Consider the following 17,192-nt stretch of genomic DNA (forward strand, 5'->3'; position numbering starts at 1 on the left):
CCTAGGTTCATCCAATCGCGGAAGGCCCGAAGGTCCCCTCCTTTCCCCCGTAGGGCGTATGCGGTATTAGCAGTCGTTTCCAACTGTTATCCCCCTCGACTGGGCAGATCCCTAGGCATTACTCACCCGTCCGCCGCTCGCCACCTCAGAAGTAAACTCCCTTGTGCTGCCGCTCGACTTGCATGTGTTAGGCCTGCCGCCAGCGTTCAATCTGAGCCATGATCAAACTCTTCAATTAAAGTTTTGTTGCTTCATCCTGAAGGAATCAGCGGCTCAATGAATTCTGATTTTTTGTTTCTAACTAAAGAAACAAACTGTACATATTACTATGAACACTCATTGTTACATTGATTTAAATTTTTGACTGCCAACCCGAAGGCTAAGCAGTTTCGATTAACTCAACACCTGTGAGTGTCCACACAGATTTCTTGTTTTATCTTGTTAAAGAGCGTTGACCACATACCGTTGCCGGCGGGTCGTGCTGATGCTTCATCAGCTCAGGGTCGTGCATTTTACGCATTTCCCGTTTCGCGTCAAGGAGTATTTTTCAACTTCTTGCTGCGCTTGAATTAAGTGCTTAAAAGCGACTCAATTCAACCTAACTCGTCAGGCTGCTTAACGCCGTCTGCCGTGTCAGTGGATGCGCATTATAGGGAGCAGGAGATTTTGTGCAAGGGCTTTTTGTAGGAAAATAACGATTAATGGTTTAGACGTTTACTTATCAAACGATACGTATAAAAAAGGGGCTAAAAAGCCCCTTTATCTCGATTAAGTCTGGCAATCTATATGAGTCACGCTCAGCTAGATCATCATAAATACTGTTATCTATGGACTAAAGAAGCGAGATTCTTGCTCAACTTCGACTTCTTCACCGTCGATATGAGTTTTCACTTTTATCTCGATATTAGTAACTGAACGAGACAGCTCAACCGGATCGATACCGACACTAATAGGGAGAGTTAACACTTCACCACCCGCAATAGTGACCGAAGTTGGACCGTACCATTTATAGTTGTCTAATCCTTCGACACTCATAGTGTATTCGTGGGATTGCTCTGTCTTATTAAGAATCTTCAAGGTGAAGGTGTTTTCAATCAAACCTTGATTGTTCTCTCTATAGAGCTGATTGCGGTCACGAATAATGTCCATACGCACAGGCGCTATGGTCGCACTGGAGTATATAAAGACTAATATCATCGCTATCAGTACCACGCCATAACCGACAAGTTTAGGTCGCAGCACTTTTTGCTTAATTCCTTCTAACTTGTTCTCGGTGGTATAACTGATAAGCCCTTTCTCATAACCCATACGATCCATGGTTTGATCGCAGGCATCGATACAAGCGCCGCAGTTAATACACTCATATTGCAGACCATTACGAATGTCGATTCCCGTAGGACATACCTGCACACACAAGTCACAGTCGATACAGTCGCCAAGCCCTAGCTCTTTAGGGTCATCTTTGCGTGAGCGCGGACCACGGGTCTCACCACGTTTAGTATCGTAACCCACGATAAAAGTATTCTTATCGAACATGGCTGCTTGGAAACGAGCATAAGGGCACATGTGGATACACATTATTTCACGCATCCAACCCGCATTGCCGTATGTGGCAAGTGTAAAGAACACGACCCAGAAGTAGATACCGCCAGAAGCATTAAGCGTAAATACATCGACATAGACTTCACGACTTGGCACAAAATAGGACACAAAGGTCATCGCCGTCATCAGTGAGAGCAATAGCCAGGCCGTATGTTTTGCCGTTTTACGCCAAAGTTTGTCAAAGCTCCATGGCATTTGATCTAACTTAATGCGTTTATTGCGTGCGCCTTCAAGTTTTTCCTCGAACCAGATGAACATAAAGGTCCATACTGTTTGAGGGCAAGTGTATCCACACCAAACACGGCCAAGATAGGTAGTCACAAAAAACAGAGCGAAGGCAGCGATCATAAACAACGCTGCAAGCAAGGTGAGATCCTGCGGCCAAATCGTTAAACCGAAGACGTGAAACTTTTGTTCGCCCAAGTTAAACCATACGGCTTGACGGTCGCCCCAAGGGATCCAAGGTAAAAGCAGGAAAAATAACATGGCGATCCAGCCCATGCGGCGACGTACGCTACTCCACAAACCGTCTATGGCTCGGACATAAATCCGATTACGAGGATTAAAGCGATCGGCTTTACTCGCATCTGGCTGGTGAATCTTAATTCGATTGGTTTTCGAATAGTCCTTGTTGTTAGATTCTGAGTTCATCGTTACAGCCTTTTACTGCTTTAATATTGGACGAAAACTAGCTTATTATACCCATATTCTTAATGGTTATTCACTTATGTTGGACTAAAAGATGAAAGGTTGGATCATATTGGCGCTACTCGCGGGTGCTTTATATTACTTATACACAGAAACAGATAAATTAGATGTTCCTATTGCAAAGACTGAGGCGATGATCAAAGAAATAGAGAATAAAGTTGACTCTATGACAGGAACGAAAATTATTAAAATCGACCATAAACTGGCTAAGGTAAGAACCGACATCATAGAACGTTTATCCACATTAGAACTCGAAGCCTTCAATCAAATTCCAATGACACCCGAGTCTATTGCCGACTTTAAGGCTAACTATTGCGGTACTATGGCACCTCAACATCCAGTGTTTAGCAAAGATAATCAGCTTTATCTATGTGATCACCTCTAATCATTACAGACTCATAGGCAAACGGGATTTTGCTATATAGCGCTAAGGTTTAGACTTAGGTGATTGACCTTATATATGATTCCGCCTAGCCTTTGAGGCATTACAGCATAAAGGCCTATGAATCATGACCCAACAAGTATCAGACATTTTTGATCCCACCCTATGGGATGAAGTCAGTGGATTTCATTTCGACGATATTACTTACCACAGAGCCAAAGCGCACGGTACAGTACGCATTGCCATTAATCGCCCAGAGTGCCGTAACGCCTTCCGACCTAAAACCGTTGATGAATTATTTATCGCACTCGACCATGCACGCCAATGGTCTGATGTAGGTTGCGTACTGCTTACGGGTAACGGTCCTTCGGCAAAAGATGGTGGCTGGGCGTTCTGTTCAGGTGGCGATCAACGTATTCGCGGCAAAGATGGCTATAAATATGAAGGCGCCGAAGAAGGTAAAGCCGATCAAGCCAGAATGGGCCGCTTACATATATTAGAAGTGCAACGCCTTATCCGCTTTATGCCTAAAGTGGTCATCGCCGTTGTGCCAGGTTGGGCGGTGGGTGGCGGCCATAGTTTACACGTAGTGTGCGACTTAACCTTAGCCTCGAAAGAACACGCAATATTTAAACAAACCGATCCCGATGTTGCGAGCTTCGACTCAGGTTACGGCAGTGCTTATCTCGCCAAGATGATAGGTCAAAAACGTGCCCGCGAAATCTTCTTCTGCGGATTTAACTACAGCGCTGATGAAGCCTTCGACATGGGTATGGTTAATAAATCCGTTCCCCATGCAGAGCTAGAAACCGAAGCATTAATGTGGGCGAAAGAGATTAACTCTAAATCACCTACGGCTATGCGTATGCTTAAATACGGCTTCAACATGACAGATGATGGTATGGTCGGTCAGCAATTATTTGCCGGTGAAGCGACGCGTTTAGCCTATGCGAGCGCCGAAGCACAGGAAGGACGCGATGCCTTCCTCGAAAAACGCGATCAAGATTTTTCAGCCTTCCCTTGGCACTACTAATTTTAGAATCGTATTAATTTACGTTTAAATGCTCAAAGCCCTCCATCGTGAGGGCTTTATGTTTTTTACAACGGATAAATAGATAAAACCGTTTAAACTAATCTGAAAACACGGCTTTTAATTTTAATGAGAATTGTTATCATCTAAATATTCCCGCTGGGAGCCTATTTAGAGGACAAGATCATGACTAAGACACTCACTTTTGCTGTACTACATTTTAGCGTCGCTTTTACCGTAACCTATTTATTAACTGGCAGCGTAGTCGTAGGTGGCGCAGTAGCCTTAGTAGAACCCGCGATTAACACTGTAGTGTTTTACTTCCATGACAAAGTGTGGAAACGCATTGAGGCAAAAAAGCAGCACGAGCTAGATGCCATTCCAGCATAGAAAGCTAAGCCACCAGCATTTGCTATTGCTGTAAGTTAATCGTCATTTTGTCGTGAATCTAAATGAAAAAACCGCCAATAAAGGCGGTTGTGGGAGAGGAATAAAGTTTCATACTAACCCATTCTGCAGACACTAATTTTTAGCCGTGAAAATCGATACTGAAAAAATAAAGTATCATACTAAATCTGAAATAAGCTCCATTTCGAAGCCTTCATTAAGTAATAAAGTGTCATACCGATATAAATCTAACTAACCTGAACTCGGGATAAGAAAATTTGAACTAATAGCCCTCCAAGTGATCGGATCTTTCGACCAAGAGAAACCCCATCACACCGGAGGGCCTATGCATAAATTAGTGGAAGTGTTTTGCGATGTCGATGATTTTTGTGCTGTTTTCATTCCTGAATGGGAAAAAACGCTGTTAACCGATGGCACACGCAAGCGTCAACGCGCTGGCCGTATGACGATGAGCGAAGTGATGACCATCATCATACTTTTTCAGATGTCCCATCACCGTGATTTCAAGAACTTCTACACCGGCTATCTGGCTCATTTCTACAAATCTGCTTTTCCTAATTTACTCAGCTATACCCGCTTTCTTGAGGTGATGCCCACGGCTTTAGTGCCGCTTTGCAGTTACTTTGCCAGCCTTAAGAGTGACCCAACAGGTATTGAATTTGTTGATTCAACCAGTATCAAAGTGTGTCATAACCTACGCATTCATCGCCACAAAACCTTGGCGGGTCTGGCGCGCAGAGGAAAAGGCACCATGGGGTGGTTCTATGGTTTTAAGCTGCATTTAATTGTGAATCATCAAGGCGGAATCGTGGCGGCCAAAGTGACCCCTGCAAATGTACACGACACAAAGCCTGTGAATGAGATGGTGCACAGTGACATGGATAAACTCTATGCAGATAAAGGGTATATCAGTAAAGCGCTGTCCAGTGAATTGCTAGAGAAAGGCGTGAAGTTGGTGACGAACGTGCGTAAGAATATGAAAGCGAAGGCGATGTCGTTGTGGGATAGAGCGATGCTGTCGAGACGTTTCATCATAGAAACCATCAACGACCAGTTAAAAAATATCTCACAGATAGAGCACTCCAGACACCGCAGTGTGCATGGTTTTATGCTCAATATGATTGCGGGACTTATCGCCTATCAATTGAAAGACAATAAGCCACAACTGAACCTCACTAACGCGGAGTTTAATGCTATTGCAGTTATGGCTTGTTAAACCGATCTCAGGTTAACTACAAAGACAAAGCAGAGAGCAAATAACTATCATCAAACTGTCTGCTCCACTTCAATATTCAGTCCTAGCTTAACTTCTTCGTAAATTGGAAGGTCGCTTCCCGGAGTGTCAAGAGTTACAACCAATGCATAAGGTACATCTATTCCTTCATACCCAGCACGTCCGTTGCAATGAACTTGAATCGCGAGGAAATCCCCCTCGGTAAAGCTGGCAGCCTTGTCACCCTTTCTGACTTCATGGAATATCGTTCCATTTTTCAAGTGATGATGATAATAGTCTCCATTATCCGCATTTATAACTTTATGGGCTGGCGTAGCCCATAATTGAGCACCTCTGTAATCTTGATGGCCATGATTAACGGGTGAAAACCAAGCAACTGTTACAATTAAGCGTCTATTTACTGTTTCAGCGGCTAAACATGGAGGTAAAGGTAAACGGTACTCATGTGCCGCACCATCTCTTATTACTCCAGTGTAAATCAATGTCGCTTGATTGTTTTGGCATGCATGTATCCGGCTCTCATTTACCACTCCAAAGCCTAAGTACTGATTTAATTCAGACTTAAATGTACGATTATTCTCTTTGGTCTTTAACAATTGCTCTATGACTTCTGTCGCTTGCTCCATGTGCTCCGCACCATGCGCGAGCAGAGCCTTGAGAATCAAGGCGTCTGAAGCATATGATAACGCTTGCTGATCCCCAAACTCTTTAATGCTGATAAGTGTTTCATAGAGAAATGCAAGGCGTCGTGTAGCGAGTGCCGCAGCATTGCTTGTGCCAGTTGTAAATCCATATGTATTTAACGCACCTGGTGAAGATGCAGGTAGGGCTGTTTTTACTCCTGGTCCAAAACGAACACTCCTGGCAACGTCAAGGACTACATCCTCATTCACTAGCATCGTTTTGTTAATATATGTCTGACGCCCACCTGGCATTAACAGTTCTGGCTTTACCGAATTCTTCTTACCTAATGTGACAGGGCTTATTGGACTAAATAAGCCAGGCGTAGTAAACACATCAACCTGATTAACTGGTATAGCTCCTTCAAATCGATCTTGGTGGGAGGATTTCACTGTTATTGCATTTATAGCTTCGGCAGGCGACATCATCCTCCGCTCATGCTTTTGCTTTGCAATTGCTTTGAGCGTCCTCTCTTCCAATTCTTCAGGCGTTAAAGATTTAAAATCATGTTCTTTGATACCGTCCAAGCATATGCGCTGAGTCATATTACCCGCACTAACAACAAACAAAACGCCATATCGAATAGAAAGCCAATCCAGCATTCTCGCCCAAGGGCTCATCTGAGTATCAAATAACCTATATGGATCGCCAACGGAAAGATTTATTATGACGACATTTGGTGCAGTAGGTGGAAGGCCCCCTTCTCCTTCTTTCATACGAATGACAGCTCTATGTACTAAATCAATAGGCAAGTATGCAGATGGAATTTGCTCAAGTCTGGTTCCATCCATTTGAGTATGCTCAGGCGCAAGTATAGGCCGTACATACAACGGGAGCTCTAATGGTCTTTCTTGGCGATTATTTAAATCACCATGAATGATTATAGAAGCCATTGCTGTACCATGAACCTGCTCTGAAGGAGATTGATAAAACTGTTCTAAATCATCAGCATCATCAATTATCAGCATGCCTTTCAAAGCGTTATGATTTGATAGAGGTAGGCCATCCAGAAGGGCCACTACTGGTTGTTGATATCCCGGTGATGGGCCTTCAAAACGTTCTGAATCAGTAATGAGTTGCTCTTCTGCAGTGATAATCTTTGGAGTAATACATTGACCTAAAGGCCTAAAAAACATAACCTCATCACATCTCATTAATTCCAGTGCGGCGCCACTCGATTCGACAACATCCCTCACTTTACTTAGAGGTAATAAACCGAGTAAACCATGATAACCTATCCCATCATGGACAAAGCTTTTCGAAATACTTCCACCACACCCTAAGACGACACTTCGAATATGTCCTTCAGCTTGCCCTCTTAAAAATCCAGTTGGTCGATACCAAAGTTCTATTTCAAAAGGAATAGACTCATCAAATCCTAGCTCTGCATCCTGTAATTTATGTTGCCAATCTTCAAGAATATAGGTGCTTTCCAGCCTATCCTTGGTATCCCAAAATCTTATATCTGCGAGTTGTAAGAATGCATCTCTTAATGGTGTAAACCCTGCGTCAATTTGGCCTGTTGCAACATAACGCTTCCACATAGCAAGGAGTTTATGTAACCCAGCTTGATTACTCATCGCCAAGTAAGCATTTTTGACAACTGACTTAATTTTACCATTCTTCTCAATGTAAAAATTATCATCCTTAAAGTCTCTGTCGACTATGTGTTGAGCTAAAAGCTCAAAACCTTGAACTTTAGCTAAAGCATCAGCCAAGTTCTGTACATCGCCAGCGACCTCAAGAACGAGAACTCTTTCAGGCTGCATACCTTCAGGTGAATAAGAAAGTTGAATATGTTCTGCGAAGTGCTTCTCTAAACGTTCTACTTTTGGAATAATGCGCGCAGCTTGTGCACCCACTCCCGGAGTTATTGGAGCACCGCCCCTCCCTTGCAATTTCCCTCTTATTCCATCCGTTTTGGGTTTGTTAAAGGTAAGAATCGGCTTCATATCCATATGCAACGTCCTTTACTACTAATAAGTTATTATTTGTTTTCAGTCTTATAACGGTTGACCCAAAAGGATAGGCAATGAGAAGTAATTTCTTTTAGATTGTTTTCACTGTCCGGAAGCCCGAGCACGTACTTTCTTTGAACATCTAATGCAAACTCTTCCAACTCAGCAAAGCTCAGTCCTGATAATTTGCGCGCCAATGTGCTTGGAGCCAACCCTAAACTATGGCCAATTCGTTTTTCAAACTCTTCAAACCACTTTGTCGCCATCCGTTGAGTTGGGCTAGGTATATTAACTTGAACCTGAAAGCGTCTCCAGATAGCTCTATCAAGCATTGACTCATGGTTGGTTGCACCCACGACAACAACATGGCTTGGCAGCATATCAATTTGTTTCAGAAGTGAATTAACCACACGTTTCATTTCGCCATTGTCATTTGCATCTTCGCGTTCCTTACCGATCGCATCAAACTCATCAAAGAAAAGCACACAACGTTGGGTTTTTATATGCTCAAATAGCTTATCGATTTGCTGTGCTGTTTCACCAAGGAAACGATTAATAATGCCCTCATACTTAACAGTAAAGAAAGGGACTGACAAATGATTGGCTAAGGCTTCTGCCAAGGTTGTTTTGCCATTGCCAGGAGGACCTGACAACAATAACTTATGACGAGGCTCTAGATTATAGGAACGAAGTAGATCTCTGCGAGCATGCTCTTCAACTACCTCTTGGAATACAGAGATCACATGATCGGGAAGCGTTAGATCTGATAGAGTTTTTTGGGCGTGAATTTCATAGAATGCATTTTGAAGGTCTGCATTATGAGTAAATTTTCTAGTCTCAACTGTCGCGGTGCTTGTAAGAATATTTCTTAGCCTATCCGCTAAATGATAATGATGACGAGCCTTGGCTTCAGCCGCAATTGCTTCTGCTGTTTTTTTAAAACGAGGAAGGTCACCCTTTATTCCCGTTTCAACCAAATTTAAAACCAAATCAGCTCTAGCCATGATACACCCCAAGTTACTACGTCCTGTAGTCTATCAGTAAGAATATGAAGAAAATACATATATATCAACTAGACATTTTAATTCATTTAAAGAATAATTTCCATAATTTCCACAAACCCTATAAACACATGTTTTTACTAAGTGAACCTGAAGTCATAAAGCTTGCCATGAAAAAATCAGGCTTGAAACAGGCTGGTTTTGCGAAAAAAATAGGCAAGAGTCAGGCTCAAGTATCAAAATACATATCAGGTGATAGCAAACCATCCACAGAAATATATATTCACTGCATGAATATAATCAATTCTAGTGAACAAGGAGATGAAAGCTTGTTGGATCTGATTAATGAGGTATCAAGATTAGACGGAGATAAGCATAAACATATACGCAATGCTTTAGTTGAAATGATAAAAGCCTACAAATCAGCACGTTAAACAATTGATACGTATATTCGACTTGCCCATTTTTCAATGTCCTCTGGGGTCAACGCTCCCGCTTTATTTGACTTCTGGTGCGGTATCCATGAGTGGTTTCCCGCCCCTACAAGCTTGTCTAAATGCTCCTTAGGCCAAGACAAGGAAGCCTTTAGCAATTGCTTTTCTATCTCATATAGGTGTGACTCTATGTCACCAATTGCGCTGGCACGGATTACTTTTGTCGACAACGCCTTACTGGAATCAGATGTATCAACCTCCAATAGGTAATAACCAGTTGTTTCTACAGTGATATGAGTGACCGACAAGCATCTAGGGTTACCGTCCGTTTCCAGAATATGCCTTTTGCATTTACCAATGGCAGGCAGTTTTCTAAGTGGATATTTTACGACCTCACAGCCATGCTTTTTCTCCAGAAGATCCAACATCGCAAAGTAGCTAGTAAATTTGTCTAAATACAGATGAGCATCGTCCGTTTGCTCTTTCAAATTATCCCATTCAGCACTCGGTAGATCACCGTTTGGCCCCTGCTCTTCAGTACTGACATCGCTAGAAGCTTCACTTGGTTCCTCCGCGTCTTTTTTACCGCGGCCCACAGACTTTCTTTTCTTACTGACCTTAGATGTTTGCACTGCTCGGTCAAACTCAAACTCCGTAGTATTTTCACTTATCATGACCGGCTTATTATCACGACTTCCCTCTGCGGTTTCGTCGATATCATGATTAGGTGGGCGATCAGCTCCTGTTCTGGCTGCTCGGCCCTGTCCGTTTACTTGGGAATAAAATTTGGGGCTGAAAAATTCGATATATTCCGGTAGATCGGTAGGTATATTTAAAATGCTGGATATTTCATAGACAAACAGGGTATTAGTCTTGAGATCAAAATGCCCCTTCAGTTTCAACTTAGCTCCTTTTAGCGCAGGAGGGTTAAACCTAAAGGCCCAACGCCGGTATTGCCCCACATCGTATCCATCGTTCAATTGGTAATTGCCGATACTCTCATATGAAGGCCTAGCATCTTTGTCCATCAGCAACCAAGCGATTAATCGACGATAACCATAATCATTGAATAACTCCCAGTTTCCAGAAAAAGTTTCCAGTACATTGATGATGGTCTTATCACCATCTTGCTCAAGGGAAAACTCATTACTCAATAGATCGTGAACTACCGAAGAACGGGCTAAATAGGCATTATGGAAGAATAATGCTCGCGCCAACTCAAACTGAGGTAGGTACACCCTAGTTCCGTCAGTCAGTTGAAACACAAAACAGTATTGACCTAATTCCTTGGGTAATCGTCTTTCAAGAGCAGGACAATTTTCGAGCTTATCAACTTGCCAATTACTGGTTGTAGAGATTTTAATCGTCTTTTCAAAATCTTTACGATAATAGTCTTTGGTCGGATTAATGATGTGCTTACGTATAAGGATAGGTGCATTAGAAAGGATAATTGCATCAGGGCCGTTATCTTTACTTGGATAAATACTGAGGTTAATTCCCCATTGTTTACTATCCTTTTTACGGAATAGATCACCGATACCATTGATCCAAGTATCGTCTTTAAATCCCTTAAGATGCGTTGTACCGTTCAAATCCCAATAATTTCCTTTAGAAATAGACTTGCTTGTTCGGTGAGGCGTTCTTCGCTAAGTCCTGATTTTCTCAAAACTTGCCAGCGTTTGAGCGGCTCGTCATCCAACATAAGAGATATAACTGTTCCGGTTATTCTTCTTATTTGATATTCAAAGATATTTTCACAATAACGATCAAAAAACAATCTGCACAACGGAAGTAGTTTCAAGTGTTTTTCAATACTAGCCTTATGCTCAAGCTGGTTTAGATACCAGTTTATTGAACGTCTGGGCATATCCTGCAGTAACTCGCTCAATTCACGAATGCGTATCAGCTTTTTAACTGTATCTCGATCTCGTCTCTGCCAGTCAACTTTTGCTTTATGTTTTGGTTGCGGCATTTGATTAACCTGATTTGTTTTGAGTAACCAATCTCTGTCACGACGATAAAGCCAAGCGTAAAGATCATCAAAACCATTGAGGCGTGCTTGCTTGGTTCCTTGTATTTCTATGGCTTTTCGCCATCGATTGCGACATTCATTCAGTAAATGTTTATCTGTTCCACTCAGTATCTTGCTCGATTTTTTCTTATCTGGCTTGAGCCGCATAACAGTATCGATGACACTTGCCAGCTTCCATCTAGGTTCTAAGAAGGCATGAAGTACAACTAAATGCTCTAAGTAGCTAAAAGCCTTACGGTGTTTACGAAATATACTTTTAAGCCAATTAGCTTCGTCATCATTTGGCATTAGCCCATATCGGGAAAGCCAGTTTGTGCCCCAAAAACTGAGGACTTTGTCACGGATAAGGTCATGACGTATAAAAGAGCCACGAGTGCATAAATGGTTAGCTGCTAGATTGGCGTACCAAAGACTCCATTGTGAGAACTCTGGTGCAAGCACAACACCTAGGTTCAATAAGTCATTAATACTTTCAGCAAGCAAGTTGTATTGCCATTCACCTTGAAGCTGTTCAACCTGAGGGCAGATAGTCAAATCAGCGGCTAAAAACTCATGCCTATGCACATCGTGGCGAAATATTTGTGAATCTATGAGCTTGCCATGAACAAGGCAAATTTCGGAACCAGCAACTTGCCAATCGCGCCGCCAATAGCATTCTCCATGTTTGCTTAACTGCTCGAGCATACAAGCTGGACAATATCTTAGGTATTTAGGCTGTCTTATACGCGAAGCCGCCACCCCGACCGAGAGATGAACAGAACTTTTACTGTTTGCCGTAAGCTCCTTAACTAGAGCTATCCGTTTTATTTCGCCTACGAAAGGTGCATACAAAGGAAAAAGAGTATTTCGATAGAGCAAATCGAGCGGTGTAATCTCAAGTTCTTTAGGATAGAGTGCTGCGATATGTTGTAGGTGCGATGGCAAATCTGACGAAGCAATGATCTTAGTATCACTGAATACTTCAAATAACAGCTCCTTCGGCGAAGCTATGCCACAGTGGCTCCCATGCCTCGCAATAGTGCTGTATAGCAGTTCATCGCGATAAGGCAAAGGAAAGCCCAACATATCAGCCTACTTTCTTCAGCCACTTAGGCACGTCGAACAATTCTTTACCGTATTTCAACTCTTCGTAAAGCCGCCCTTTGCCAGCCTGAGAGAATTTGAACCTCAAATCTTCGGAAGGCAGTGTATGCCAATCCGAGGGCTTAATAGTCTGAGTTTTGACCTTTTTAGGAGGTTCGGAAGGCTTCGAATACCAGTCCAGAATAATTCTGCTTAGCTCAGGAAGAGACAAATTGGGATGCTGCTTGAAAGCATTAATAATCAGTGGCTGCAACAATGCAGAGTCGCATCCCATAGCCTGTAACATGGTATACAGCCGCATAGCTTTCTCATCACCGGCAAAGGCCGCTTCATTTTCTTTTTCGCCCTGCCGCTCTTCAATTAATCTCCTTAGCTCAATAAGGCGCTTATCAATCCCAGGTAACTGTAAATCTGAATATTTAACGATAAGCTGAGGATCATCTCTACGTAAAGCGTCCAACATGGGATGTACTGGCTTTAACTCTTGCTCATATACGGTCCGCAACAATTTAGTGGTGATCCGCTCCAACCCTGTAGAAATGGCTCGCATCTGTGCAAGCACAAATATTTTCACGACTATATCAATGACACCCTGTGACAAATCAAACCAACAATCGCGAATTTCGTCACTCAACACCTCATCACGATTACTCAACCACTGGTATTGCCAAAGCTTGTCAGTAAATGCCTGCCATTCGGTTCTTCTCGATTTTCCTGTAGTCGGATCTGTTTTAACTAAACCTTGTTGCATAGGCTCCCAAAACAGCGAACCGAACCCAGCACTGCGTCGACCAGCCTGAAGTTCCATTTCAAATATAGGCCTAGCTTTAGGCGTACCCACCATCACAACTGGCACCCCAACCACGTTTACAAGCGCAACAAAAAACTCCAGCATCGCTTCTTTGCTTATCGAACGCTTCAACGTTAATCGTTGAATTTCATCTATGACCAAAACACCTATTGCCCGCTGTGTTGCCACCTGTCCCATAAGAGAAAGCAGGACTTCTGTACTATGGCGTTTGCGTGCATACTTTTCCTCATACCCAGTATGGAGGGTACGATCAACTTCGCGGAAAAAATTTAGGCATAAACTCTTCAACGAGCCATCTGACGGGCATTCGATTCTCAGATAGGGCATCTGAATGAAGTTATATTTTTTGTGATAAATGACTTGCGGATAAGTCGCGAGAATACGATTAATAGTCGAACTCTTTCCGCTACCAGAACAGCCAATCAATGACATGCTCTTTGCCGTCGAGTTCGATTGTGTAAAACGAAAATCGTTCGTAGCTCCTGACATAATCCTTTGGTAGCCTTCCTGCATCTTCTGATTCAGGGAACCGTCCGCTATATTACGCCCCACATAACCACCGCGGATCATGACCGATATTTTCTCTTCTAACTGCTTGTGAATTGACAGTGGCTGAAAAAAATCATCGAGTAGAGCACTAATCTCGTGAGCACGTATATGTCCCTTTACATAACAGTCCTTAGGGTTGAACTCCACCTTACCTGTTAGCTTGACCTTAAGGTCTTGTAAATCCATTATCGGCGGCAGAGCCTCTATCAGCGGATTGCCCCGATAGCGTTCGAGACCAGGATCGATGTAAACGGCCTCGACAAAGTTATCTGGTAATGACATCAGTCATCCTCCCCAAACAGTTCATCGATATAATCGGGATAATCCAAGTCCGGCTCAGGGTTTACAAGGTGGATCACCTTACCTGGCTTTCTATTATCCTTTGTAACGGGATTGTGCGCCTTCTCAGCTCTCTCCCTGGCCTTTTCTTCCCGCTTATTCTCGTTGATAGCACGTATCCGCTCCGCATTGGAGATCCCCGAAGTATCAGGTGCAGTCTTCTCCGCTTGAGCTATCTTATCGATGACAAATTGCTCATGTTGCCGTTTCTTTGCCTTAGACTGCACACGAGCTTGCCCAGTCGTCATTTTCTGCTCATCACGAAGTTGCCATACATCCCAAAACGAAGCGCCTTGAAACTCTCTTGATCGGTCAGCCAAGTTGCATACCCAATACTTGTTATTACCCTTTTCAGGAAAAAGGTAAATTCTATCGGCAACAAGTGGATCGTAAGCAGCTTCCATATTGGCTGGACGCTTCACATCCTTCCCTCTATGCGTCCAACCCAACTGCAGCAATTCAGAAGACGTATAGTAAATACCGAATAGGCAAACTCCCAACTCAGATAAAGTGGCCGTTTTTCTTGGAAAAAGGGCGATACGAAGCGCATCTTCATCAGCTTGGTGCAAGCGTCCGGTTCGATGCTGTAAACCCCAGTTCCACAAGTGAATAGGGGTTGTAGACAGATCAGTCGGCATATCTGAATCTCTGTCATACTTTTCAAGTATTGCGTACTGATTATGATAAAGCACTGATGAGATAATGATCTGAGAAAACTCTTTTACCGTTAGCTTCGCGTCTAGCCGATAGTCGTTTCCACCTCGTTTTTTTACCATAGTACCCGAGACATAACCTGGTACAAACGGACCAAAGGAAGCCTGAATAGTTTTGAAATTACGTTCAACAATACCTTTTGCATCACCTCGGTAGGGCGGCGTATTTTCTATTCTGACTGCAAAATTGCTCTCTAAATTCTCAATCTGATGACCTAGTAGCTCACCCCTATCAGCTAGAATGGCATCCGGTAGGCCTACACTAGGCCAATCCTCCGATGCAATATCAAAACCCAACGCTTTGCAGTATGACGTTTTATCGGTAGCAGCCATAAACAAAGCCTGCATAGCTGCAGCATAGGAGGCATTTTCAAAACCAATATAGAAACCAACAATCATTCGGCTGAACACATCAATAACCATATAAACAACGGGACGGCCGACGATGTTTGCCCTCTCACTATCTGATACAAGATAAAGATCAGCTATGGTGGCATCTATCTCGTAACGAGATCCTGGTCCAAGCACTTGAGTATTGGCAGTACTATGAAGGGGCCTGATATCTTTATTATATTCAACGTTCGACACACGCTTTCTTAGCTTTTCAGGTTGAGAATACTCGCGCTTGTAGAAGTGCATCATCTGCCAGTTACTGGGCAATTCTTCTTGAGGCGTATCAGGAAAATAATTTAAATACAGAGTCTCGAAACGACGATGAGCATAAGGGAACGAATGGCCCTTATCTTTCAAGAGATAACGGTCAATTGCGATACGAAAAAGACGTTCAATAAATTCATCAATTTTAGCCCCGGTTCCTGGCTCATATTTACGCGGACGCCCAAGCTTTTTATCCTTGGCCACCCGGCGTTTGCCCTTGCCACCGGAATTTTTATAATCAGGTAATAGAGCGTTCGGCGTCTGCCCACGCTGCCAGTAACGACGTGCCAGCCGATATAGCGTCTGTTTAGTTGAACCATGCTCAGCAAGGATGCCTTTGATAACCGCCCCGCGGCTTTGAGGCCTATAAAAGTCTGGTAGAGCAAGCAATGGTTTAATTAATGCGTAGTTTGTATCGCGCTTGGTTCTAGCAACACCACCTTCAATAGGTGTTTCGAAGGAAAGTTCTTTATACGGATCATTTATACGTTCAAGATTTTCCTGATCAATTGCCCTTATCAGTTCGCTCGTCAATATTAATTCAGGAAAAGCAGATGCGTCATCGATATCTATCCATACCAAATACTCGCCGAGTTGCTGCAGAACTCGATATCTGCGCTCACCAAACTTAAGAACCTCATTGATTCGAAACAAGGTATGCCTCCCTGATAAAACCTAGCTCTCCAGCGTTCAAATCACACGCCTTGAGTTTGGTGGTCGGAATGAAGATATCGAAGGAGAAATAGCGCTTGGCCAGCAAGCACCTTACTTCGTAAAGCGATTCGCCGAGCGGCAGATCGTAAGCCGCATCCAATTCCTTGCACAAGGCGAGTACCGTCTTATTAGGATTCTTTTTGAAATGATGAGCATAGAATTCGATCTGCTGCAGTGCCAACTCTACGTCCTCAGTTTCTTCCCTTTGTGCCGAATAGAGCCATTTGATGTTTCTAGTCACCACATCAGGCACGTTTTGTTCTGTTATCAGATACCAAGGCAAGGTTTTCTCCTGCCAATAGAGACGCTCGAGTTCAACTTTTTCGACAGTTCTCACATCACTCAAAGCCGAGGAATGCTTTGCCTGCAATACAAACCTTGACTCTTCTTCATCGGTAGAATCGACCAAAAAATCCGACGACATGTACTGATCAATACCCGCGATATTTGGATGTTTGATCCCAGCGTCGCTCGCCAGTTGGCGGGTGATATCGCGCTCAAGCGGAAATTGCTCGCGGATCTGGGTGACTTCGCAGTGCCACTCCAGCATAAGGAATACTGAAAGCTCGAGATCGGAAAACAGGTGATGGGTTCTTTGTGATTTGTGGCCAAATACACGATGAACACGCCCTAAAGATGGAAAATCCCTAACAGTTAACCAAGGTTTGTAGTCTGCATGCAGGCCACTACCTCGACCTTCCTTTATCCATTTGGCAAATTGCTGCTCTGAGCAGCCCTTTAATCGTGAAGCCATAAAAAAACCACCGATATTAGCTCGTTAATCGAGCATAATGACGATGGTTTTAGTATGCAACTTTATTACCTCTCTTTTTTAGGGCTGATGACCTTATAGTAC

At 43.2% G+C, this 17,192-nt stretch carries 13 protein-coding genes and 1 rRNA gene; 5 read left to right on the forward strand and 9 right to left on the reverse strand.

Annotated features, from left to right (window positions below; genetic code table 11):
* Positions 1-238 (reverse strand): 16S ribosomal RNA (locus L5M49_RS22010); the annotation flags it as partial.
* A 587-nt stretch (positions 239-825) separates the two neighbouring features.
* Positions 826-2,253 (reverse strand): cytochrome c oxidase accessory protein CcoG, encoded by a 1,428-nt coding sequence (ccoG, locus tag L5M49_RS22015; protein ID WP_105250769.1) that lies wholly within the window; start codon positions 2,251-2,253, stop codon positions 826-828.
* A gap of 91 nt (positions 2,254-2,344) precedes the next feature.
* Between ccoG and L5M49_RS22020 the strand changes: the two genes are divergently transcribed.
* The 4 genes from L5M49_RS22020 (at position 2,345) to L5M49_RS22035 (ending at position 5,346) form a co-directional block, all read left to right on the forward strand.
* Entirely contained in the window at positions 2,345-2,695 is a 351-nt protein-coding gene (locus L5M49_RS22020; RefSeq protein WP_113941424.1) for a hypothetical protein, read from the forward strand.
* A gap of 124 nt (positions 2,696-2,819) precedes the next feature.
* A complete protein-coding gene (locus L5M49_RS22025; protein WP_113941423.1) occupies positions 2,820-3,725 on the forward strand; it encodes a 1,4-dihydroxy-2-naphthoyl-CoA synthase in 906 nt (301 codons plus the stop codon).
* Positions 3,726-3,908: 183 nt separating this feature from the next.
* Positions 3,909-4,112 carry a DUF2061 domain-containing protein gene (locus L5M49_RS22030; RefSeq protein WP_105250772.1) on the forward strand — a complete coding sequence of 68 codons (204 nt, stop codon included), beginning with the start codon at positions 3,909-3,911 and terminating at the stop codon, positions 4,110-4,112.
* Between the two features lie 343 nt (positions 4,113-4,455).
* A complete protein-coding gene (locus tag L5M49_RS22035; protein WP_263266838.1) occupies positions 4,456-5,346 on the forward strand; it encodes an IS982 family transposase in 891 nt (296 codons plus the stop codon).
* A 50-nt stretch (positions 5,347-5,396) separates the two neighbouring features.
* Here the strand turns inward: L5M49_RS22035 and L5M49_RS22040 are convergent, their stop codons facing one another.
* Entirely contained in the window at positions 5,397-8,003 is a 2,607-nt protein-coding gene (locus tag L5M49_RS22040; RefSeq protein ID WP_172591448.1) for a S8 family peptidase, read from the reverse strand.
* A 29-nt stretch (positions 8,004-8,032) separates the two neighbouring features.
* The gene (locus L5M49_RS22045; RefSeq protein ID WP_172591449.1) at positions 8,033-9,007 is read right to left on the reverse strand and encodes an AAA family ATPase; all 975 of its coding nucleotides are present in this window, start codon (positions 9,005-9,007) and stop codon (positions 8,033-8,035) included.
* Positions 9,008-9,174: 167 nt separating this feature from the next.
* On the opposite strand from L5M49_RS22045, the gene L5M49_RS22050 reads away from it, so the two are divergent.
* Positions 9,175-9,438 (forward strand): helix-turn-helix domain-containing protein, encoded by a 264-nt coding sequence (locus L5M49_RS22050; protein WP_263266839.1) that lies wholly within the window; start codon positions 9,175-9,177, stop codon positions 9,436-9,438.
* Here L5M49_RS22050 and L5M49_RS22055 read toward each other — a convergent pair.
* Genes L5M49_RS22055 through L5M49_RS22075 form a run of 5 tightly spaced genes read right to left on the reverse strand, consistent with a single transcriptional unit; the run spans position 9,435 to position 17,090 of the window.
* Positions 9,435-11,030, reverse strand: coding sequence for a Tn7-like element transposition protein TnsE (locus L5M49_RS22055; protein ID WP_172591451.1), 1,596 nt, complete (start codon positions 11,028-11,030; stop codon positions 9,435-9,437). The two genes, L5M49_RS22050 and L5M49_RS22055, sit on opposite strands and share 4 nt — an antisense overlap.
* Entirely contained in the window at positions 11,027-12,535 is a 1,509-nt protein-coding gene (locus L5M49_RS22060) for a TnsD family Tn7-like transposition protein (RefSeq protein WP_172591452.1), read from the reverse strand. The genes L5M49_RS22055 and L5M49_RS22060 overlap by 4 nt, the downstream gene beginning before the upstream one ends.
* A 1-nt stretch (position 12,536) precedes the next feature.
* The gene (locus tag L5M49_RS22065) at positions 12,537-14,195 is read right to left on the reverse strand and encodes an AAA family ATPase (RefSeq protein ID WP_172591453.1); all 1,659 of its coding nucleotides are present in this window, start codon (positions 14,193-14,195) and stop codon (positions 12,537-12,539) included.
* Complete coding sequence (locus L5M49_RS22070; protein WP_172591454.1) at positions 14,195-16,276, reverse strand: Mu transposase C-terminal domain-containing protein; 2,082 nt, start codon at positions 16,274-16,276, stop codon at positions 14,195-14,197. Before L5M49_RS22070 ends, L5M49_RS22065 begins: the two co-directional genes overlap by 1 nt.
* The gene (locus L5M49_RS22075; RefSeq protein ID WP_172591455.1) at positions 16,260-17,090 is read right to left on the reverse strand and encodes a TnsA endonuclease C-terminal domain-containing protein; all 831 of its coding nucleotides are present in this window, start codon (positions 17,088-17,090) and stop codon (positions 16,260-16,262) included. Before L5M49_RS22075 ends, L5M49_RS22070 begins: the two co-directional genes overlap by 17 nt.
* Between the last annotated feature and the right edge of the window lie 102 nt (positions 17,091-17,192).

Source organism: Shewanella sp. SM74 (assembly GCF_025653725.1).
Classification (GTDB): Bacteria; Pseudomonadota; Gammaproteobacteria; order Enterobacterales; family Shewanellaceae; genus Shewanella; species Shewanella oncorhynchi.